This is a genomic window from Clostridium cuniculi (assembly GCF_004353185.1).
Taxonomy (GTDB): Bacteria; Bacillota; Clostridia; order Clostridiales; family Clostridiaceae; genus Clostridium; species Clostridium cuniculi.
Map to the genome: position 1 here is coordinate 1 of NZ_SMUS01000043.1, position 22,311 is coordinate 22,311.

The window sequence follows — 22,311 nt, forward strand, 5'->3', positions numbered from 1 at the left end:
GAATAACAGTAGATAATTATTTTGTATCAGTTAAAAATCATTATGGAGCATTATTAGGTGGATGGTGGTATGCTGTTGAAAGAGGAAAAAATATTTTAGGAGTGTCTAAAGATATAAGTAAGAGAATGAATTATGATATTAATCAAGATAATAAGGCTAATTCTATATTAGATTTAGAATCAATTAAGGTAATAGGAAGAACCTTTTTAGATAATAATAGAAGTATAGTATTATCTATGGATAAAAATATCCATAGAAATTTTATGATTTGGTTAGAGGAAAATAGTAGTGATAATCCATTCCATGAATATGGAAAGTGGAGAAATATATCTAATAAAATTCAGAGGGAGAATTTTATTAGATTTAATATAGATAAGAATGATTTATATAAAAGTTTAGGGGGAAACTAGATTGCAAATTGCAATCTAGTTTTAAATTTCGGTAAGGTGGTTCCAATATCTTTTAGGCATATGTTGATTACGTAGTTTAGAGTTTTCACGTTCTTTTATATTTACAGATTTATAAAAGGTTTTCCATAAGCTTTCAAAATTTTCATCATTATTAAGATTAGATAATAGATATCCTTCATCTTTAGATAAATCTGTAATTATTGAACTTTCTTTATTATACATAATAGCTTTTTCACGTTTTAAATCATGAATAATAAAATTTTGATCTGAAAATCTAAGAGTAAAATGATTAAGTATTATAGGTAAAATATTATAAACAGGCTCTATTTGAGAATAAAAGCTTAAAGGCGCAATTTCTTTAAAGCGTACAAATCCAGTAAACATATGAGCTTCTTGAGCTACTTTTTTATAGTATTTATCTACTAGGATAATAGTATCATTATTTTTAGCCAAGTTTATATTAGTACCATATTTATAGCAAAGCTTCAAATAATCTAGAATTATGTTTTCTACACCATCAATTTCACTAAGATATAAATAGTATACATTATTTAAAACTTTTCCATTAAGTTTTTGAATTATACTATTATATACTCTTTTAAATTTATCAGATTCAGTAGTAATTTCTTTTATTTCGTTTAATAAGGAAGGTATATGATTTTCAAGTTTATTTATAGTACAATCATCTTTGCAAGGATAGGCATAGAAAATAGCAGTAAATAATCCTTCTAAAGATCCATCATATAAAAATTCAATCATAACTAGATCTCTCCAGTATAAGAAGTAGTTTTATCATTTAATAAAAGTAGTTTTTTACTACCAGATAATCCATTAGTTAATGTAGTACCATAAGGTAATAAAATTTTATTTATTTCATTGTCAAAAAAACTTATTTGCTCAGAGTCTTCTTCTAATAGATTTAAGTCTATTTTGGGAGTAAGAGCTCTTTTTATTTTCTCATCATCTAAAGGGACACAGCCGAAATACTTGCCACCACAAGTAACAAAGTATTGAGCTCTTTTTATTACTATACCAAGCTTTTTTAAGTCTATAAAAGTTAAAGAATTAATTCTACGTGCACTAATAATTTTTCTAGCACCTCTAATGCCTATTCCGGGAACTCGTATTAGCATTTCATATGGAGCTTTGTTTATTTCAACAGGAAATAAATGAATATTATTTAAAGCCCAATTAGTTTTAGGATCAAAATTAATATCTAAATTAGGTTTTTCTTTAGATAATAGCTCAGAAGCTTTAAATCCATAAACTCTCAATAACCAATCACCTTGATATAATCTATGCTCTCTTAAAGTAGGAGGAGTTTTAAGGGAAGGTAGATTTTTACCTTGATTAACCGGAACATATGCTGAATAATAAACTCTTTTTAAATCAAATTTATTATAAAGATTTTCAGATAAATTCAGGATGTTTAAATCACTTTCCTTTGTAGCTCCAACTATAAGTTGTGTACTTTGACCTCCTGGAACAAAGAACGTAGAATTCTTAAATTTTTTATATTCATATTTATTAGCAATTATATTATTCTTAATAAGTTTCATTGGTTTAAAAATTTCATCTTTATTTTTTTGTGGAGCAAGTAGCTTTAATGATTGTGAAGAAGGTAATTCTAAATTGACACTCATTCTATCTACTGAAGAACCAGCTTTTTTTATAAGTTCTTCATCAGCTCCAGGAATGGCTTTTAAGTGAATGTATCCTCTAAAATTATATTCATTTCTTAATTTTTCAACTATTTCTGTTAAACGTTCCATAGTAAAATTAGCATTTTTTATTATGGCAGAGCTTAAAAATAATCCTTCTATATAATTTCGTCTATAAAAGTTAATAGTTAAATCTATAACTTCATTTACAGTAAATGAAGCTCTTTCTATATCATTCGATACTCTATTTATGCAATAAGCACAATCATATATACAGTAATTAGTTAAAAGAATTTTTAAAAGTGATATACATCTGCCATCAGGAGTAAAGCTATGACAAATGCCACTTGTTGTAACTGAGCCAATGTTTCCTTTTTTAGAATTTCTATTTGATCCAGAAGATGAACAAGAGACATCATATTTAGCAGCACTACTTAAAATTCTTAATTTTTCTGAAATTTCCATATAAATTCACCAACTTTAATATTTTGATTTATCTTATAAAAGATACACTCTATTAGAAGAGCGGTTTTCTATATCATTTAGTATAAGTATATATTAAAAAGAATATACGAACAAGTGTTCTGTAAAAATAAATTATATATTCTATATGTAAAACTTATTTTAGATATTAAATAATAATTATTATTATTTAAATATTAAAGAAAAGAATTTTATGATATAATTAGCTTATAATTCTATTAGAAAAAATTAATAAATGAAATTGGAGGAGTACATATGTCATTTGATAAGTTAGATATAAAAGATAATAGTGCAAGAGAGGGAAGAGCTTGTATATTACTTTGTAACTTAGGAGGAAAGGATTTACAAAAAGTTAAAAACTGTGCAATGATTTTAGGTATTAGAGATCAAATACTTTTAAATAGCAAAAATGGTGATACAGTTATTAAAGATGTATTAGATAACAATATAAATGCAGAATGTGCAGATGGAAGAAAAGAAAGAGCTATAATCTTTAATGCAATACCACCTGCAAAGATGAATATATTCATTGAAAATCTAAAAAAAGTAAGAGTTAATAATGTTTTAAAAGCTGTAGTTACAGAAACTTCAATAGATTGGACTGTAAATGAAGTACTTTCTAACTTAGTTGCAGAACGTGTTGCCATAAGCAAAGGAGACTTCACAGATCAACATAGCAAATAATATTGAGACCAAAGCGTTAATGCCGTGATGCCGAAAATTAATGATATAACCTCCATTAAGTCATATAATTTCGCTAAGAATTTATATTATTATTTCCATAAAATCAGCTAAAGCTTCGAAGTTCGCTATCGCTTACCTCAGCTTCTTAACGCTAATTTTATTACAATAATAATTAAATTCTAAAGCTTATTATATAATACTTTCTTCCGGTTATATCATTAATTTTTCTCTATCACTAACTTTAAAGCTTAGGTCTGCAATTTAAAAGCGAAAAACCTATAAAGTTAATGTTCTGTGCTATAAATTATTTTGATAGAATAATTAACTTTTAATTTAATGAGTTTTATTTTATTCAGGTAAAAATACTTTTAGTTAACGACTTGTCATATAACATGTAGCAAAAGACATTAACTGCAAGGTGTTATGCTATAGGTAGTTACGTGAAAAAAGAAAAAATGAAATATTAATTTGGAAGGGCCATTGAAATTAAGCCGTAGAATTTAATAATTGATGGAGTAAAGTTGCGTAAAGAAGTTTTTACTGTTTGAGCGAATAGCGAGTTTAAAAACTTTAGCCAACTTTACGGAATCAATTATATAAATTCTAGGTGAAAATTTCACGGTTACTGGAAAATAAATATTTCATTTTTTCGCTTCCACGTAACGAACAATTTAGTTAAAGAGTGATTTAATTTGGGTTAGATGTTTTGTAGCTAGATCGTAGCCATGATCATAGCTAGATTTTAGTTTATTAACATCTTTTTCAAAGCTTTCTAATTTATAATCAGGTCTTAATATTATTGCTTTGCCTTGCCTTTCAAGTTCTTCACAGAATTTCACAATTTCATTGTAAGATTCATGTCTAGTTAGAAAAGCATTTTTTAAATTAGGATATTTACGATTTAATAATTTAGATACAATAACATTTTTTTTACTTAAATCTTTTTTATATCCCTTTGGTTGAGTAAGAACTATTAAGTGCTTTTCATTTCCGTCAGCAATTGCTTTTTTTATTGGAATAGGATCGCAAAGTCCACCATCGTAATATTCATTATTATTTATTTTTATAACTGGAAAAAAGATTGGAAGAGCACAGGTTGCTCTAAGAAAAGTAGCTTTATCATCAAGGTCTTTTCCATCTAAATATTCTGTTTTACCAGTTTTAGCATTGGTAACTCCAATTAAAACTTTACCTGTATATTTTTTATAAGTATCCATATCAAATGGCACTAACTTATTAGGTATTTCATCAAAAACAAAGTCTAGTCCAAATAAACTTTTGCATTTGAGAAAATTTCCATATCCTAAATATCTTTTATCATTTCTATATTTAGTTAAGACCTCAAGATTACGGCCTTTTTGTTTAGAAATATATGAGATTCCATTAGTTATTCCTGCAGAAACACCTATGCAATAAGGAAAAATAATATTATTATCAAGTAATGCATCCATTACTCCTGCACTAAAAATTGGTCTAAAAGTTCCACCTTCTAAAATTAAACTAGGCATAAAGTGACTCCTTTCTAAAAGTTATTATTTAGTTATTATAAAACAAAATAAATTTTATTACAAATATTGGGGTGGAATATACAAGATTAATATTTCCTATTTAATATAAAATGAAAATAAATTATAATATAAATAAAAATATTACAGATGATTTATATTAGTAATAAATAATTTAAGAGGGTGTAGTTATTGTTTTTTATAGGTATATTTGGAATAGATAATAAAATAAAAGAAATTAAAAATTTAACTAACTTCTGTTGTAAAAATTGCAACATTTCAAATGGAGGAAAGTTAATTAAATCTTATACTTTTTTTCATTTTTTCTTTATACCATTATTTAGATGGAATGAAGATTATTATGTAATTTGTAATGGATGCAATACTTATTTTAGCATTCCTAAAGAAAAGGGAAAGGCAGTAGAAAGAGGTGAAGATATAGAAATTACATATTGGGATTTGAAAGAAGTAAATAAGAATTATGGAGGTTATTATACAGTAAAAAGATGTGCTAGATGTAGTAGAGAAGTTGAAAATACTTTTGAGTATTGTCCATATTGTGGAGAAAAAATTAAATAGTATATTGAATAAAAATGTCTTTATTAAATAGATAAAGGCATTTTTTTATAAATTTTTATCTTATTAAGTAAAGATATTAATCCTAGAAAATAAAAATTAATCATATAATTTTAATAACCATACTTTAGAGAGGGGAAATGTTATGTATTGTAGGGATTGTGGTCAGATTATGAGTAATGATAGTTTAAGATGTACAAACTGCGGAACGAGAAAAGGTTTAGGTGATAATTATTGTTATAGATGTGGTTCACGAATAAAGAGTCATAATATTGAGATTTGTGAGTTTTGTGGTGCAAAGCTAAATAACAATATAAATAAGGTGGATGTAAAGATAAGAAGTAAATTACTAGCAGGATTATTAGCACTTTTCTTAGGTGGTATGGGGATACATAGGTTTTATCTAGGATATATTAAAATTGGTATGGTACAATTAATATTATGGTTCTTTGGATATTTTAATGGTGGTATAACATGGATTATTGTTGAAATATGGGCATTTATAGAATGTATATTGATATTTTTAGGAATTATAAAAGATTCAGAAGGGAATCCATTAGAATAAATAATAAATATTTAGGTAAAAAGAAAAATACGGTTAATAAAACCGTATTTTTAATCTTTAGCTACGATTTCTTTCTTTTTTATTACAAAGAAAGCTATTATAAGTCCTACTAATGTTAATGCAGCTGTACAGGCAAATGAAATATTCATTCCATATACTTGGGCTTTAGCTGGATCTGTATATCCAGATGAAATTGTGGATTTACTCATCAAGGTTACTATCAAAGAAGTACCAATAGAGCCGGCTACTTGTCTTAAAGTATTATTAGCAGCATTACCATGAGAATATAAATTTTTATGTAATGAATTTAATGCAGATGTTGATAATGGCATAAGAAGCATAGATATTCCTAACATTCTTATAGCATAAATAGAAATTATATAAATTAAAGGAGTAGATACTGATAAAAATGAAAGGCCAAAAGTACCTAAAGTTAAAATTGTTAACCCTGTTAGTGCAAGATATCTAGCTCCAAATTTATCAAAAAGCTTACCTGTAATAGGATTCATAATTCCCATTACAATTGCGCCAGGCATTAAAGTTAATCCAGTATCAAAAGCTGAAGAACCTCTAACATCTTCAAGATACATAGGAAGTATTAGTTCCGATGATATTAATCCAGCATAGGCTATCATTGAAATTATAGTAGAAAAGGTGAAAACACTACTTTTAAATACATCTAAATTAAGCATAGGTTCCTTCATATTTAGTTGTCTCCATACAAAAATTATAAGAAAAACTATACCTATAATTAGTGGTAAATATACTTTAACATCAGTCCAGCTATAATTTCCTGCATTACTAAATCCAAAAAGCAATCCACCAAATCCAATAGTAGATCCAATAAATGAAATAATATCAAAATATACAGATTTATTTTCAGTTACATTCTCTAATAAAAAGTATCCTAATATTAAATCTAAGATAGCAAATGGAAGAGTTACATAAAATAAATATCTCCAAGGATAAATATTTATTATCCAGCCAGATAATGTAGGTCCTATAGCTGGAGCAAAAGCAAGAACTATACCAACTATACCCATAGCAAAACCTCTTTTTTCTATTGGGAAAATAATCATAAATACTGTTTGCATTAAAGGAATTATCATTCCACTAGCTAAGCCTTGAATAAGTCTAGCTGTCAAAAGCATAGTAAAGTTAGTTGCAAATGCTCCTATAATTGTTCCAATAGTGAATAATCCAATAGATACAAAAAATAGTGTTCTATTCTTAAATTTATCTATAAGAAAGGCAGTAAATGGAATAATTATACCAGTGGCGAGCATATAACCTGTACTTAACCATTGTGCAGTTGAGACACTTATATTTAAATCTTTCATTATATCTGACAATGCTACATTCATAAATGTACTGTTTAAATAGCAAATAAAAGCACCTAAAAGAAATACACCTGCAATTACAATTACATTATAATTTTTATCTTTAGTTGATGATTGAGTCATAAAATCCCCTCCAAAATTTATAGTATATAGATATATTTCCAAAATTAAGTGGGTATTATACTAGATAAAATTAGTAAAAAAGAATTGTGTTAAAGATAAACACAATTCTTAATATAAAATAAATATAAGGTTTTAATTTCTTTGTCTTCTATTACCGCCACCAGAGCCACCCATATTACCAGGAGCACCAGTATTACCACTACCAGAACCTACTGTAGTTACAGTATTTGAAGTTGTAAAGTTTCCAGCTTCGCTTCCACCCGTAGAACTTCCGTTAGTATATAAACCATCTGTTTCATTACCAGTTGAAGTTCCACCAGAATAAACAAAATATTTTGTATTACTTTGTAAACTAGGTGATGATATTATTACTGATTGATAAGTTTTTGATGGAGCAAAAGTAATTATATCTTCGCCATTTTCATTTTTTATACTAATTAATGTATTAGCTGATTGGGAAGATAAAAATACATTAACAGAATTTTGTTTTGAAGAAGTGCTTGGTGATTGAGCCATTCCAGAACTACCTGCTGCAATAAATAATCCACCATTTATATTGCAACTTGAATCGTAGTCTAAAGCACCATTACCACTATTTTCAGGTCCATTTACAATAACAGTTCCATCATTCATTTCAATAGAACCATTTGCATCAATACCATCACCAGAAGCATCTACATAAAGATATCCACCATTAATAGTAATTGTACCTCCACTAGATGAACTAAAGTTGTTTTGTCCAGGTCTTCCATTAGTAGATGAAGAATCATTTCCACCAGCTGCATTTAAACCATCATCACTTGCAATAAGGTGAATAGTACCATCATTAATAGTTATATTTGTACTTTCGATTCCCTCATAAGATTTAGATATATTTATGTCTCCTCCATTTATCTCAAGAGTAGTATCTGAATGGATTCCATCATCACCTGATGAAATTTCAAAAGTTCCTCCATTAATTATTAAGTTATCATTTGAATGAAGTGAATCATCAGATGAATCTATAGTAATATTACCACCATCAATTATTATGTTGCTTATTGCTTTTATTGCTTTTGCACTACTAGTGTCACTTGAAGAACTAGTAGTATTACTATTTTGACCCCATTGCCCCCATGGATTTTGCATATTATCAGTTTTAGTACTACTATTAACACTACCACCACCAGATGTAATGTTAATAGTACCATCAGTTATATTAACATTTGTTTCAGCTTGAATTCCATCATTTGTAGAAGTTATGTTTAATGTTCCACCTTCAATTAAAACATACCCTTTTTCAGTATCTTCAGAATTTGTAGCTTTTAATCCATCACCAGAAGCATTAATATCAATAGTACCTCCTTTAATAGTTATAGAATCTTTTCCCATAAGTCCATCATCAACGGAGGTAACAGAGATATTTCCACCTGTTATTTTTAAATCATCTTTACTTGTTATACCATTATTATAGTTTGCATTGACTGTTAAAGATCCATTACCTTTAATAGTTAAATCATCTTTACTAAAAATTGCTGCATTTGGTTCATCAGTAGAAGAGTCTTCAAAGGTATAAGTTGTACCATCAGTTATAGTATTTTCACTATTATCAGGTAGAACTATTATTGCATTTTTTGCACTTTTAACATAAATAGGAGCACTATTTGTACATGTTAGATCCACATTATTAAGTACTAAATAAACATTTTCTTCAGAAGCACTATCAACAATTATTTGACTATTAGAAGAGGTTCCACTTATTGAATATGTACCTCCAGTACTAATAGTAACAGTATTATTATTCACTGTAGCTCCATTACCATTAACTGTTATTGTATCACCTAATGAAATAGAAGCAGTTATATCATCTAAATTTATATCTGAATCTAAGGTATCAGTAGTTTCATTTTCTGTATTTTCAGTAGATTCAATAACAGTATTATTACTATTATTTGTAGTTGTTTTTGAACAAGCTACTGAACTTATACATAAAGAAATAATTGTTAAAGCTAAAATAAGTTTTTTCTTCATAATTTCCTCCAAATATTTTATTAAAATTATTTTCTATATAAAAAATCAAATAAAAATTTTATTTCATAAATAAACTCTAAAAATATATTATCAAAAAAACCTTAAATTAATCTTAAGTTCCACTAACCAAATTTAAATTTGGTTAGTGGAACTTACTTCTAAGAGCGATAGCGAGTAGTGAGTTTCCTAAATTGACTCCAAATTTTAACTGACACTCTAAATCTTAAAAGTTTAAGATTTTTTTAAGGTTAGGGTTTTATAATTACATTGAACAATACAACAGAATATATGAGGAGGGTATATAAATGGCAATAAAATCATTTAAGAGATATGAAAAAAAATATTTATTAAATCAAATACAATATGATGAATTAATAAAAAGATTGAGTGAATATATGGATCCTGATGAATATTGTAAAGATGGGAAAAATTACAGTATTTATAATATTTATTATGATACAGATGACAATCAAGTAATTAGACATTCAATATCTAAGCCATATTACAAAGAGAAGCTTAGATTAAGAAGTTATAAGGTTCCAAAATCACCTAATGATAAGGTATTTCTAGAACTTAAAAAGAAAATTGGTGGGGTAGTTAATAAGAGAAGAGTAGTTTTAACTTTAGGAGAAGCATATAAATTTTTAGAGTTTAGGATAAGACCTGAAAAAAGTGATTATATGAGTAATCAAGTGTTAAATGAAATTGAGTATTATTTAGATAATAATAAAGTTAATCCTAAAGTTTATATAAGTTATAGCAGAAAAGCATTTTTCTCTAAAAGTGATAAAAACTTTAGATTAACCTTTGATTCAAAAATAATTACAAGAAGGGATTATTTATTTTTAGAATCAGGAAGTTTTGGCGAAGATCTCTTAGAAACAGGAGAATATTTAATGGAGGTTAAAATTTTAGGGGCAATACCATTATGGTTAGTAGAGATATTATCAGAATTAGAAATATATAGTACTAAATTTTCTAAGTATGGGAATGAGTATATGAGATATTGTTCAAGAAAAAATAACTTTAGTGAAGTAAGGAGAGAAAAGATATGTTAGAAACTATAATAGCGTCGACAAATGGAGAGTCATTTACTTTGGCAAATGCATTAATTGTAATAGGAGCATCAATAGTATTAGGATTTATTATTAGTTTAGCTTATATGTATACTCATAAGAAAGAGGGATATGCACCTGGATTTACATTAACATTAATAATGTTACCAGTAATAATTTCAATAATAATTCTTTTAGTAGGAAACAATGTTGCAAGAGCATTTAGTTTAGCAGGAGCTTTTTCAATTATTAGATTTAGAAGTGCACCTGGAGATCCTAAAGATATTGCTTATGTATTTTTTACTTTAGCAGTTGGTTTATCTTGTGGTATGGGATATGTTGGATATGGATTCATAGTTACAGTAATATTATGTGCAGTTATGATCATTTTAGATAAGCTTAAATTTGCCATGCCTAAAACTAAAAGTATGAAACTAAAGATATTAGTTCCAGAAGATTTAAATTATGAAGGGGTTTTTGATGAAGTTTTAAATAAATATTCAACTTCATGGGTAATTGAAAGTGTTAGAACAAGAGATTTTGGTGCTTTATTTGAACTTTGCTATAGAGTTCATTTAACTGATGATATAAGTCAAAAGAAATTTATTGATGAATTAAGATGTAAAAATGGAAATTTAAATATTGCATTAACTTCAGCAGGGTTAGAAGAAAAAGTTTATGTATAATGAAAAGTGTTAAAATAGAGACGGTTATATATTAATCGTCTTTTTTTTGTGAAATTATAATAATGAAATCATAATAAAATTATATTATATGTGAAATTATTTTATATTTTTATAAGTTAAGTAAAGAAAATAATAAAGAATTTCACAAGTTAGAAAATGTTTACAACAATTAATAATTAAACTTATAATAAAATATGTAAAATAACTTATTTAATATTACTTTAATAAGATGCAATGGGAGGAAAATTTATGAGAAAATTTAAAAGAGCTTTGGCAGCAATGTTAAGTTTAATGATGTTCATAGCTTTCATTCAACTACCAGTTTCTGTCCAAGCTGTTGAAAATTCAGAAGTAAATGTTAGGGCTTCTGAAGAGGTCTATGTAAAAATTAGATATAATAGACCAGATGGCAATTATGATGGTTGGAACCTATGGGTTTGGGAAGCAGGAAAAGATGGTCAACGTGTTGATTTTATAGGTGAAGATCAAGATGGTAAATTTGCTGTTGTAAAAACATCAAAAGATGCAGGGCAATTAGGGTATATTCTTCGTAGAAGCGAACAGGGGAATGAATGGGCTGAAAATTATTTTGGCGTTGATAAGTTTGTAGATTTAACTACTGGAGATACAGAAGTTATTATAAATCATAAAGATGAAGATAAGGATGTAGAATTAAAGGAAATAAATAGAGATTTTGAAAAAGTAACTTTAAATGTACATTACTATAGATTCAACAATGATTATGATGAGTGGGATGTATGGACTTGGTTAGATCCAAATCATGGAGGAGAAGGACATGCATTTACTGGTGAAGATGATTTTGGAAAAACTACTTCAATAGTATATGAAAATGTAGTTGATGCAAAAGAAGATGGAATCGGTATCATTATTAGAAAGCCAGATTGGTCAGCTAAGGATATTGAATTTGACAGATTTATTAATTTAGCTTATGCAAATAATAATGGTGAAATAAATGCATATTTAGTTCAAAGTAATTCTGAAATAGTTTTTACTGCTGAAGATGCAGTTAAAGATTTAGCTATAACAAGTGCTAAAATAGATTCATTAAATGAAATTAGTTTTATTACTAACGTAAAGATGAGCAAAGATTTAACTGTAGAAAATGTAACTTTAAAGGAAAGTGGTGAAGTAATAAAAGTTAAAGCTTTAGAAATTAATGAAAATTTAACTTCAGGTAAAATAGTAACAGAAAAAGATTTAAACTTAACTAATGAATATACTTTAGAGATAGATGGGTATATTGGAAAAACTGTAACTTTAGGACAAATATTTAATTCAGAAGAGTTTGAAGAGTTATATCATTATGATGGAGAATTAGGAGCTTTATATTCAAAAGATAAGACAAGTTTTGTATTATGGGCTCCAACTGCAACAAATGTAAGATTAGCATTATTTGACAAAGGAAATGGTGTAGATGCTAAAGAAATTAAAGAGATGACTAAAGGCGAAAATGGAATTTGGACTTTAGATGTAAATGGAGATTTAAATGGAACTTACTATACTTATTTAGTAACTAATAATGGAGTAGAAAAAGAAGTTACAGATCCATATGCAAAAGCTGTTGGAGTAAATGGTAATAGAGCAATGGTTATTGATTTAAGTTCAACTAATCCAGAAGGTTGGGAAAATGATGTAAAACCAGAGTTTGTAGATGCTACAGATGCTATAATTTATGAATTACACATAAGAGACTTTACAATTGATGAATCATCAGGTGCTTCTATGGAAGTTAAAGGAAAGTACAATGGTATGTGGGAATCTGGTACAACTTTATTTGGCGATGGTGACATAAAAACAGGTATAGATCACTTAGTAGAATTAGGAATAACTCATGTACACTTATTACCTACTTTTGACCATAGATCAATAGATGAAACAAAATTAGATCAAGCACAATATAACTGGGGATATGATCCTCAAAACTATAATACTCCAGAAGGTTCTTATTCTTCAGATCCTTACAATGCAGAAGTTAGAGTTGAAGAATTTAAGAAAATGGTAATGGAACTTCATAAGGCTGGAATTAGAGTAGTAATGGATGTTGTTTATAATCATACAGGTGCTACAGCAGATTCTCACTTAAATTTAGCAGTTCCAGATTATTATTACAGACAAAATAGTGATGGTGGTTTTTCTAATGGATCTGGGTGTGGAAATGAATTAGCATCTGAACGTTCAATGGTTAGAAAAATGATGGTAGATTCAGTTAAGTATTGGGCTGAAGAATATCATATTGATGGATTTAGATTTGATTTAATGGCACTTCATGATATAACAACAATGAAGGAAATAAGAACTACTTTAGATGAAGTAGATGAAAGTATATTAATATATGGAGAAGGATGGACTGGTGGAGATACCCCATTATCAAGTGAAGAGCAAGCATTAAAAGTTAATACTGTTAAGTATGGAGATTTACAAATAGCTGCATTTAGTGATGATATGAGAGATGCAATTAAAGGACATGTATTTGAAGACGCTACTCCTGGATTTGTAAATGGATTTAATGGACTTGAAGATGTTATAAAATTTGGTATAGTTGCATCAACAGAAAATGATCAAGTTGAATATACAGGAGGACCAAATCAATATTCAGGTTATGGAACTACTGCATGGGCAAATCAACCGTATCAAACTGTAAATTATGCATCAGCACACGATAATTTAACTTTATGGGATAAATTACAAACTACTAATCCAGATGCAAGTGAAGAGGAACTTTTAGCTATGAATAAAATGTCTGCAGCTCTTGTATTAACTTCACAAGGTATTCCTTTCTTCCAAGCTGGAGAAGAAATTGCTAGAACAAAGGTTAATGAAGATGGAAGCTTTAATCATAATAGCTATAATGCATCAGACAGTGTAAATAAAATTGATTGGACAAGAAAAGAAGAATATAGTGAGTTATTTGAGTATTATAAGGGATTAATAACTTTAAGAAAATCTCATAAATCATTTAGAATGAATACAACTAGTGATATACAATCAGGACTTAATTTCTTAGATGTTACAGATTCAAATGTTGTTGCTTATACTTTAGAGGGTAAACAAACAAATGATTCATGGGATAATATTGCTGTAATATTTAATTCTAATGACAGTGAAGTTGAAGTAGAATTACCTTCAAGCAATTGGACAATAGTAGTAAATGGTGAGAAAGCTGGAGTTGAATCATTAGGGGCTGTAGCTGGAAATACAGTAGTAGTTCCTGCAAAAGCATCTTATGTATTGGTAGATACTAATAGTTATAATGAATCTCTTGAAGATGATGATATAGTTGAAGATGATGAAGAAGAAAAAGAACCATCAGTAGATGTAGATCAAGAAACAAATGAAAAACCAGTTATTAATGCTAAAGATTTAGAATTAAAAGTTGGAGATAAATTTGATGCATTAAATGGAGTTACTGCATCTGATAAGGAAGATGGAGATTTAACTTCTAGTATTAAAGTTGTTGAAAATACTGTAAATACTAAAAAAGCTGGAAAGTATAAAGTAACATATAAGGTTACAGATAGTGATAACAATGAAACAACTTTAACTATAAATGTAACTGTGAAAGCTAAAGAAATGCCAAAGACAGGGGGAGAAAACTCTTTTGTAGTACTTGCTATAGCATTAGGATTAGTTGTTTCAGGATCACTTGTTATAAAAAGAAAAAGAAAAGAAGCATAGTATCTTATATTAATTAAAGTAAAAGTGGTAGAGAATAAAAATTCATCTACCACTTTTTTTTAAAGTTTATGTACATTTATAGCCATAGGGCCTTTTTGTCCATCAGCAATAGAAAATGATACATTTTCGCCTTCGTGTAGAGAATTATCAGGACCATTTTCTTTTAATTGTGAATGATGAACAAATATATCATTTCCATCATTAGCCGAAATAAATCCATATCCTTTTTCTTCATTAAACCATTTAACTGTACCTGTATAACTTGACATAAAATTTCTCCTTAAATAAATAATTGATTAATCCATACTAGTTTGTGCAAAAGTTGAGAGTTTATACTATAGTATTTAATTTTTATAAATATCTTGGGCAAGTAATGTGAGTTTTTCTAAGTTTAAAATTTTTATTGTATTTTTATTTTTTTCTATAATTTTTAAATCAGAAAGATTTTTAATAACTCTATTTAAGTGACGATAGCTAGAACCTAAAAGTTCAGATAAATTATTAATACCGTCAATATCAACAAAAATTTCTTTTGAGTTATTTGATGGTAATGATGAAAGTAAATAGCTTGCAAAGCGATTTTCAATTGGCGAAAGTATATTAATGCTCATATAACTGGAATTTCTTCTAAGTTTTTTTTGAAGAGATGATATTATAAATCTTAAAAATATTGGATCATCATATCCATATTCCTGTATCTTATTTAATGGCAAGGCTAAGCAAATACAATGTTCTAAAGCTTGCACATTACAATCTGCATATGGATTTTCTATAAATTCAATATCACCCATTACTGATAGAGGAGTATTAAAACAAAGAAGCAATGATTTACCACTTGAGAGTAATGTTGTTACTTTATACTTTCCATGTACTAAAAAATACATATAAAATAATTTTTCGTTTAATGAGCAAAGATATTCATTTTTATTAAATGTATGTATTTCTAAAGAATTTAATAAACTTTTATTTAAGTAAGAATTTAACGAATATTTATTAACATAATATGTAAGAAGATCTTTATTATTCAGTTTTTTCATAAGTACTCCTTTAAATATAGATAAAGTTAATTAATATATATTAATTAGAAATATTATATAAAAAGAGTATACTATTAAAATTAAAATAGGACAAATGTCCTATTTTAATTTTATATATATCTGGTAATATGTTTCTAGAAATTTAAACGGAGGAATTAAGATGTATAATATTTTAGCATTATTAATAGGGGCACTTATTTCTATTATGATATCTTTTAATAGTGGATTAGAAGGTTATGTTGGTAGTACATATTCTGTAGTTATTATCCATGCAATAGGACTTATTGCAATACTTATAGTTGCCGCAATTAAAAAAGAAAAGATAGTAATAAAGGAGGCTATACCATTTTATTTATTTTTAGGTGGAATTTTTGGGGTTATGCTTACTTTAGTTAATGTAATTACAATAGGTAGTATAGGTGTTGCATTAACAACAGCATTAGCTGTATTTGGACAATTAGTATTTTCATCCTTAGTAGATCATTTTGGATTATTTGGTTTAACTAAATATGAATTTAATCCTAAGAAACTTGTAGGACTTCTTATAGTTTTTGTTGGATTAGTTATTATGACAATGGCTTAAAAGGAGGGATTATAGAATGTTAATGATTTTATTAGCTATATTGGGTGGAGTATTAACTACTTTATCAATGATAGTGAGCTCAACACTTGGAAAGAAAATAGGTTTAATTCAAAGTACAATAATTCATTATATAGGTGGACTTATAGGAGGAGTATTTATTTTACTTGGAATAGGTAGTGCATCAGCACCATCAATTACAGATATGAGCAGAATGCCACTATATATTTTCTTAGGAGGAATTATTGGTGTTATAGTAGTATATACATCTAATATTGTAATACCTAAGATACCGGTAGTATATAGTACATTATTAATGTTTTCAGGACAAATGTTATGTGCAATTATTATAGATACAATTGTAATGGGTGATTTTTCTTGGCAAAAGCTTTTAGGTTCAATAATAGTTATATTAGGTATTTTTTATAACTCTAAGGTAGATGCAAAAGAAAATAAAGCAGTAATGGAATAATATTAATAGAGTGTAGAGTATTTAAATAAAAAAGATGTAGTGGATTTATTTTTTTACAAATCTACTACATCTTTGCTTTAAGTTAAATTAGTATAAGAATCTTATAGCATTTTTAAATGAATTGTATTACTTGAGGAATTTTGAAATAGTTTTTTTATATTTACCCCATAATACATTAATGCTCCCCCCGAAAATACTTCCTTGGTTTCAAGATTTACATAAACTGAGTCTTCATTTAGATTTTTTAATCTTAGTCTTTTGGAATTACTTATATTTTCTAATGATAATCCCTCAAAGTTAAGTAAAACTTCAGATTTATCTTTAGATACTATTTCAAAACATTTTAGAGTATTATTTTTAGTTAAATTATTTATTGTATAATAATTTGCATCATCTAAGAAATTATTTTTGGTAACGATTCCTGAAATTGTTTTAATAAATTTATTATTTGATACCTCTTCATTAGTATTAATATATATCATATTCAATAAATTATTGTTTTCTATAATGTTTATTTCCATAGTAAAATGCCCCCTAGTTTTTATTTATTTAAACCGATACTTTAATCAGATATTTAACAATCTTGTTAACGTTTACTTATATAATATCCTATTTTAGGAATATAATCAAGAGTTTTAATAAAATATGTATAGTTTTCAGAATAAATGTTTATTATTTATAAGAAATAAATGCTCAATAGATAGTTTGAAGAAGTATCTATTGAGCATTTTAAAATTTTTAATACTTTAATTATTTAAAGCAAATTTCATAGATGTACATTCATTTCCATTTTTATCGTAAAACTTAATTTTTAAGTCACAACTTTCTTTACCATCAAAAAAGTTATAAAAATCAGTAAGTTCATCTACTTTTTCAAAGTTAGGAAATGGAACTATGAAGTACTCATTTTCTGTTATATGTTCCATGTATTTTGTGCCTTTAAAATTAATTTCAATAATATTAGCATCTTTATTTTTGCCAAACACTACTCCAGAAATAAGATTATCTTCATTTAATGTCATAACAGAATAGTCACCATCTTTTAATTGGAAATTGGCAGTGAATTTTTTATTATACCATCTATTATTAAAAATTCGTTTAATATTTTTTAGTTCTATAAAGGTACTATCATCAGAAAGAAAAAATTTATAATTTTCAAAATCTCTAGTTATTTTATAGTAATCATGGTTATTCATTCCAAAGACTTCAATTGCTAAGTCTTCATTGGATACATTAGCAGAGATTGTTTCATTATACAATGCTCCAAAAGAGAAAAGTGTAAAAATTAAAACCATTGTTCCTATAGGTTTAGCAGCTATTAATGTTAAATTACCATTAAAAGAACTACTTAGATTTTTAATAAATTCCTCAATTTTAGTATTTTTAAATACTCTATAAATAATATTAAATATTATAAAGCCTATAATACTACCAAATGTATTAAATATGATATCATCTATATCAGTGGTATTAAATGGCGTAAAAATTTGAAGAACTTCTATAGTTAAAGATGCTGTAAATCCATATAATATAACTTTACTTAACTTATTTTTTTTATTGAAAAATAATGGTATACAAAATCCTAATGGTATAAATAATAATATATTACCTATAACGTTATAAAGTGCGATATGTATATCTGTAAAGTCATTTTTAAACATTTTTATTGTTTCTACAAAGGGAATGTAATTAATATAAAATCTAGTATCGAAATCTAACATTAATTCTCCAGATTTAAATATTGTTAAATTAACTAACATTAAGAAGTAAATGAAGAATAAATTTATAAATACCTCCCTTAGTTTATTTATAGGCTTATTTTTTGTATAATATCTAACTCTAAACATTATCCAAATTACTGTAAATAAAATATCTGCAAAAATAAATGTAATTCCTATCATAGCTTTATCACCCTTTTTAATTTAAAACTTTATTTTATCTAGTGTTAATTAGACAAAGTAGAAGATACATTTCTAAATTTATAAACATTATTGATTATAGAAATAGAAAGTATATTTATAATCAATTGATTTCCACCATAGCTTATAAAGGGCATATTTATACCTAAGATAGGAGAAAGTGAAAAGTTAGCTAAAATATTTAATATAAATTGAATTGCAAATAATGAACAAAGTCCACTTACTAAAAGTTTTCCATAAGTGTTTTTAGTATTCCTAGAAATAAATGCAATTCTTATAATAAATGATAAGACCAAAGCCATAACCATTATGCCAATAATCCAGCCGAAGCAATAAATTATTGAAGTTAGTGCAAACTCCATATTAGCAGCTGGGAGAACTGAACTATTAATAGTAGAACCAGTGCCTAATAAGCCTGAAGAATTTCTTAATGTATTTAATTGATTATAAATCCATCCGGCATTATCTATATCTTGAGAGGGATTTAAAAATATAAACAATCTTTCTGTTCTATAGGCATTCCTAAATATAGATAATAATAATATAGAACCCAATGCACTAGAAAAAATAATTAAATATTTCAGTTTAAATCCAGATATATGCATAATTGTAAAAGTTGCAATTAAGTATATTACTACTGTAGATAATGATGATAGAGATATAAATAGTATTATTGGGATGAACGTTAAAATAAGTCCTTTAAATAATGATATTTTATTAGTCCAATTATAATTATCAAAAATTCCTGCAAGAGAAATTATTAATAATATAGGGGTAATAGCTAAAGTATCAATAGAAAAACTACCTATTATTAGCCAATGTCTCATACCATTTATAGGTAGAGCAAAGGTTGATGTAAGTAAAATTAAAGAAATACTAATTACATAAAGTGTAAGAGAATATTTTTTTAATTTTCTATAGTCTAATTTCAGAATACATAATGACAATACGATAGAAATTACTAAGAATACTAATAGCTTACTAATATAATTTATATAATAATTATCATTAAAAGTATTTAATTGAAGAAAGGCTGTAGTTAAAAATCCAAAAGATATTAAGCAAGTTGTAATTATTAAAAGAAGCCAATCAGAATTTGATTTATGAGCTTTATTTAAATCATGACCAATAACTTCTGCATTACCCATTTGCATTAAAGCTTTATCTGTTGCAACGTCTAGAGACATACCTATTTCTAAATAATCATCAATAATATCATTAATATGGTCTAATAATTCTTCTTTAATTTCATTATGAACTTTTTTATTTTTTATTAATTTAGAAACATTATTTATATATTCATTAACTTTATTATTTTCTGTTATAGACATAAATTAGCCTCCCATAAAACATTATTTACAGTTTCACTAAATAGCTTCCATTCAGATTTTTTTTCAAGAAGAAGCTTTTTGCCATCATTTGTTATTTTATAATATTTTCTTTTTCTACCACTAGAAGAGTTATCCCAATAAGATTCAATATAATTTGCATTTTCTAAGTTATGAAGTATTGGGTAGAGAGTACCTTCTTTAAAGGAGAATATACCTTTAGAAAGTAGATCTATTTCTTTAATCATTTCATAACCATACATATCTTTTCGGTTAAGAATGCTCAGTATTAGGACTGTTGTACTACCTTTTAATAGCTCTTTATTAATTTTCATAAATTCACCACCATACATTGTAAATCGATACATCGAATATCTAGGTATAATTATATTACCATATTATAGGAAAGTAAATAGAATATGTAATATTTTACTGGAAAATAAATTAATAAATCATGGGGTATTGAAAAGTTAGACTATAAGGTATAATATATAATTAGTAATAAATGATAATAAATGATAATAAAATGGTAATAAAAAATACGGGGAAGAGGATATTTATTTATGTTTATGGAAGAAAGGTTAAATGAAATATTAGAAATTATAAAAAGAGAGAAGAAAGTATTAGTAAAAGATTTAAGTGAAAAATTTAATGTTTCTGAAAGTATGATTCGTAAGGATTTACAAAGACTTGAAAAAGAGGGGAATATAAAGAGAACTTATGGAGGAGCAATATTAGAGAGAGAATCTTCTTATTATGAAAAAACAAATTCCAGGGTTTTTGTAGATTTAGAATCTAAATGTCGTTTAGGAGAATTAGTTTTAGATATTATTGAGGATAATGATGTTATATTTTTGGATATTTCAACTACTAATCATACTATTGCTACAATGTTAAGCAATACAAGTAAAAATTTAACAGTGGTAACAAATATGAATAGAATTGCAATGGAATTTGATAGAACTCCTAATATTGATGTAATATTAATTGGTGGACATTATAATAAAAAATTAGGGGGAACTGTTGGAAGTGTAGCAGTAGAAGAAATAAAGAAATTTAAGTTTACTAAGGCATTTATTGGAGCTGGTGGAATTAATGTAGAAGATAATTTTATTAGTAATTTTAATTATGATGAGGCTGTAGTAAAAAGAGAGATTTTAAGATGTAGTAAGAGAAGATATATAGTAGCAAATTATGAAAAATTATATAAAGATGGTGCTTATAAGTTTTCAACACTAGATGAGATAGATTATATAGTGACTGAAAAAGAACCGGAAGAAAGTATAAAGGAAATTCTAAAGAATAAAGAAGTTCAAGTAATATTTTAGTAAGATAGGAAGTAGAAGATATGATTAAATTAATAGCAACAGACATGGATGGAACATTATTAAATTCTAATAATGAAATACAAGATGGTTTTTATGAAGTATTTAATGAAATACAAGAAAAAGAAATAATATTTGCAGCTGCAAGTGGAAGACAATACTATAATCTTTTAGATAGGTTTAAAGGTATTGAGAAAAAAATGATGTTTATAGCTGAAAATGGAACTTTTGTTGTATATAAGGGAGAAGAACTTATAGTCAATTCTTTAGATATAAATCTTGCAAGGGAATTAATTAAAATAGGACGAACTATAAAAAATTCATATATAATACTTTGTGGAAAAAAATCTGCATATATAGAAAGTTGTGATGACAGATTAATTGAGCAAACACAGAAATACTATGCAAGATATGAAATAGTATCAGATTTAACTAAAATTGAAGATGATATATTAAAAGTTACAATTTGTGATTTTTCAGGATCAGAAAATAATAGTAATAAATATTTTGATGATTATAGAGATAAAGCTCAAATTGCAGTATCAGGTGAAATTTGGCTTGATATAACTGCAAAAGGTATAAATAAAGGTGTGGCAATAGAAGAAATTCAAGAGTTATTAAATATAAAGCATGAAGAAACTATGGTATTTGGTGATTACTTAAATGATTTAGAGATGATGAGTAGTGCTTATCATAGTTATGCTATGGAGAATGCCCATGATGACTTAAAAAAAGTGGCAAGGTTTATAGCAAAGAGTAATGATGATAGTGGAGTTGTACATGCTATAAAAGCAATGTTAAACAAGTAAATATAAATATATAAAAAGGACTAGTTAGCTAGTCCTTTTTATACCTT

General features: G+C 26.6%; 21 protein-coding genes and 1 pseudogene. 11 read left to right on the top strand and 11 right to left on the bottom strand.

Annotation, left to right across the window (positions count from 1 at the left end):
- Positions 1-410: pseudogene (locus tag EJJ37_RS20420) on the top strand (hypothetical protein); the annotation flags it as partial.
- 21 nt (positions 411-431) lie between these two features.
- On the opposite strand, the gene EJJ37_RS16775 reads toward EJJ37_RS20420, so the two are convergent.
- Positions 432-1,169: a TIGR03915 family putative DNA repair protein gene (locus EJJ37_RS16775; RefSeq protein WP_133016640.1), complete on the bottom strand. Its 738-nt coding sequence runs from the start codon at positions 1,167-1,169 to the stop codon at positions 432-434.
- 2 nt (positions 1,170-1,171) lie between these two features.
- Positions 1,172-2,536 (bottom strand): putative DNA modification/repair radical SAM protein, encoded by a 1,365-nt coding sequence (locus EJJ37_RS16780; protein ID WP_133016641.1) that lies wholly within the window; start codon positions 2,534-2,536, stop codon positions 1,172-1,174.
- Positions 2,537-2,809: 273 nt separating this feature from the next.
- Here EJJ37_RS16780 and EJJ37_RS16785 point away from each other — a divergent pair, with 273 nt between their 5' ends.
- On the top strand, positions 2,810-3,238 hold the full coding sequence (locus EJJ37_RS16785; protein ID WP_133016642.1) for a DUF3783 domain-containing protein: 429 nt from the start codon (positions 2,810-2,812) through the stop codon (positions 3,236-3,238).
- Positions 3,239-3,909: 671 nt separating this feature from the next.
- Here the strand turns inward: EJJ37_RS16785 and EJJ37_RS16790 are convergent.
- A complete protein-coding gene (locus EJJ37_RS16790) occupies positions 3,910-4,746 on the bottom strand; it encodes a patatin-like phospholipase family protein (protein WP_133016643.1) in 837 nt (278 codons plus the stop codon).
- Between the two features lie 189 nt (positions 4,747-4,935).
- Between EJJ37_RS16790 and EJJ37_RS16795 the strand changes: the two genes are divergently transcribed.
- Together EJJ37_RS16795 and EJJ37_RS16800 are read left to right on the top strand one after the other, a co-directional pair.
- A complete protein-coding gene (locus tag EJJ37_RS16795; protein ID WP_133016644.1) occupies positions 4,936-5,322 on the top strand; it encodes a zinc-ribbon domain-containing protein in 387 nt (128 codons plus the stop codon).
- 142 nt (positions 5,323-5,464) lie between these two features.
- Positions 5,465-5,884, top strand: a complete 420-nt coding sequence (locus tag EJJ37_RS16800) for an NINE protein (RefSeq protein WP_133016645.1) — start codon at positions 5,465-5,467, stop codon at positions 5,882-5,884.
- A 50-nt stretch (positions 5,885-5,934) separates the two neighbouring features.
- On the opposite strand, the gene EJJ37_RS16805 is transcribed toward EJJ37_RS16800, so the two are convergent.
- Positions 5,935-7,347: an MDR family MFS transporter gene (locus EJJ37_RS16805; RefSeq protein WP_133016646.1), complete on the bottom strand. Its 1,413-nt coding sequence runs from the start codon at positions 7,345-7,347 to the stop codon at positions 5,935-5,937.
- 132 nt (positions 7,348-7,479) lie between these two features.
- Positions 7,480-9,357: a carbohydrate-binding domain-containing protein gene (locus tag EJJ37_RS16810; protein ID WP_133016647.1), complete on the bottom strand. Its 1,878-nt coding sequence runs from the start codon at positions 9,355-9,357 to the stop codon at positions 7,480-7,482.
- A 305-nt stretch (positions 9,358-9,662) separates the two neighbouring features.
- Here EJJ37_RS16810 and EJJ37_RS16815 point away from each other — a divergent pair, with 305 nt between their 5' ends.
- The 3 genes from EJJ37_RS16815 (at position 9,663) to pulA (ending at position 14,794) form a co-directional block, all read left to right on the top strand.
- The gene (locus EJJ37_RS16815) at positions 9,663-10,415 is read left to right on the top strand and encodes a polyphosphate polymerase domain-containing protein (RefSeq protein WP_133016648.1); all 753 of its coding nucleotides are present in this window, start codon (positions 9,663-9,665) and stop codon (positions 10,413-10,415) included.
- On the top strand, positions 10,409-11,098 hold the full coding sequence (locus EJJ37_RS16820; protein ID WP_133016649.1) for a DUF4956 domain-containing protein: 690 nt from the start codon (positions 10,409-10,411) through the stop codon (positions 11,096-11,098). Before EJJ37_RS16815 ends, EJJ37_RS16820 begins: the two co-directional genes overlap by 7 nt.
- A gap of 249 nt (positions 11,099-11,347) precedes the next feature.
- Positions 11,348-14,794 (top strand): type I pullulanase, encoded by a 3,447-nt coding sequence (pulA, locus tag EJJ37_RS16825; protein ID WP_133016650.1) that lies wholly within the window; start codon positions 11,348-11,350, stop codon positions 14,792-14,794.
- Positions 14,795-14,853: 59 nt separating this feature from the next.
- On the opposite strand, the gene EJJ37_RS16830 is transcribed toward pulA, so the two are convergent.
- Entirely contained in the window at positions 14,854-15,063 is a 210-nt protein-coding gene (locus EJJ37_RS16830) for a cold-shock protein (RefSeq protein WP_133016651.1), read from the bottom strand.
- A gap of 75 nt (positions 15,064-15,138) precedes the next feature.
- Positions 15,139-15,831, bottom strand: coding sequence for a Crp/Fnr family transcriptional regulator (locus EJJ37_RS16835; protein ID WP_133016652.1), 693 nt, complete (start codon positions 15,829-15,831; stop codon positions 15,139-15,141).
- Between the two features lie 160 nt (positions 15,832-15,991).
- On the opposite strand from EJJ37_RS16835, the gene EJJ37_RS16840 reads away from it, so the two are divergent.
- Both EJJ37_RS16840 and EJJ37_RS16845 read left to right on the top strand, forming a co-directional pair.
- Entirely contained in the window at positions 15,992-16,414 is a 423-nt protein-coding gene (locus EJJ37_RS16840; RefSeq protein WP_133016653.1) for a DMT family transporter, read from the top strand.
- 16 nt (positions 16,415-16,430) lie between these two features.
- Positions 16,431-16,883, top strand: a complete 453-nt coding sequence (locus EJJ37_RS16845; RefSeq protein WP_133016654.1) for a DMT family transporter — start codon at positions 16,431-16,433, stop codon at positions 16,881-16,883.
- Between the two features lie 101 nt (positions 16,884-16,984).
- Here EJJ37_RS16845 and EJJ37_RS16850 read toward each other — a convergent pair whose 3' ends face one another.
- From EJJ37_RS16850 to EJJ37_RS16865, 4 genes are all read right to left on the bottom strand, one after another.
- Positions 16,985-17,404 carry a GH36 C-terminal domain-containing protein gene (locus tag EJJ37_RS16850; protein ID WP_133016655.1) on the bottom strand — a complete coding sequence of 140 codons (420 nt, stop codon included), beginning with the start codon at positions 17,402-17,404 and terminating at the stop codon, positions 16,985-16,987.
- A 225-nt stretch (positions 17,405-17,629) separates the two neighbouring features.
- On the bottom strand, positions 17,630-18,784 hold the full coding sequence (locus EJJ37_RS16855; protein WP_133016656.1) for a VanZ family protein: 1,155 nt from the start codon (positions 18,782-18,784) through the stop codon (positions 17,630-17,632).
- A gap of 44 nt (positions 18,785-18,828) precedes the next feature.
- On the bottom strand, positions 18,829-20,133 hold the full coding sequence (locus tag EJJ37_RS16860) for an FtsW/RodA/SpoVE family cell cycle protein (RefSeq protein ID WP_133016657.1): 1,305 nt from the start codon (positions 20,131-20,133) through the stop codon (positions 18,829-18,831).
- Entirely contained in the window at positions 20,124-20,465 is a 342-nt protein-coding gene (locus tag EJJ37_RS16865) for a PadR family transcriptional regulator (RefSeq protein WP_133016658.1), read from the bottom strand. Before EJJ37_RS16865 ends, EJJ37_RS16860 begins: the two co-directional genes overlap by 10 nt.
- A gap of 228 nt (positions 20,466-20,693) precedes the next feature.
- Here EJJ37_RS16865 and EJJ37_RS16870 point away from each other — a divergent pair, with 228 nt between their 5' ends.
- Together EJJ37_RS16870 and EJJ37_RS16875 are read left to right on the top strand one after the other, a co-directional pair.
- Positions 20,694-21,458: a DeoR/GlpR family DNA-binding transcription regulator gene (locus EJJ37_RS16870; protein ID WP_133016659.1), complete on the top strand. Its 765-nt coding sequence runs from the start codon at positions 20,694-20,696 to the stop codon at positions 21,456-21,458.
- A gap of 20 nt (positions 21,459-21,478) precedes the next feature.
- A complete protein-coding gene (locus EJJ37_RS16875; protein ID WP_133016660.1) occupies positions 21,479-22,264 on the top strand; it encodes an HAD family hydrolase in 786 nt (261 codons plus the stop codon).
- The last annotated feature ends 47 nt before the right edge of the window (positions 22,265-22,311 follow it).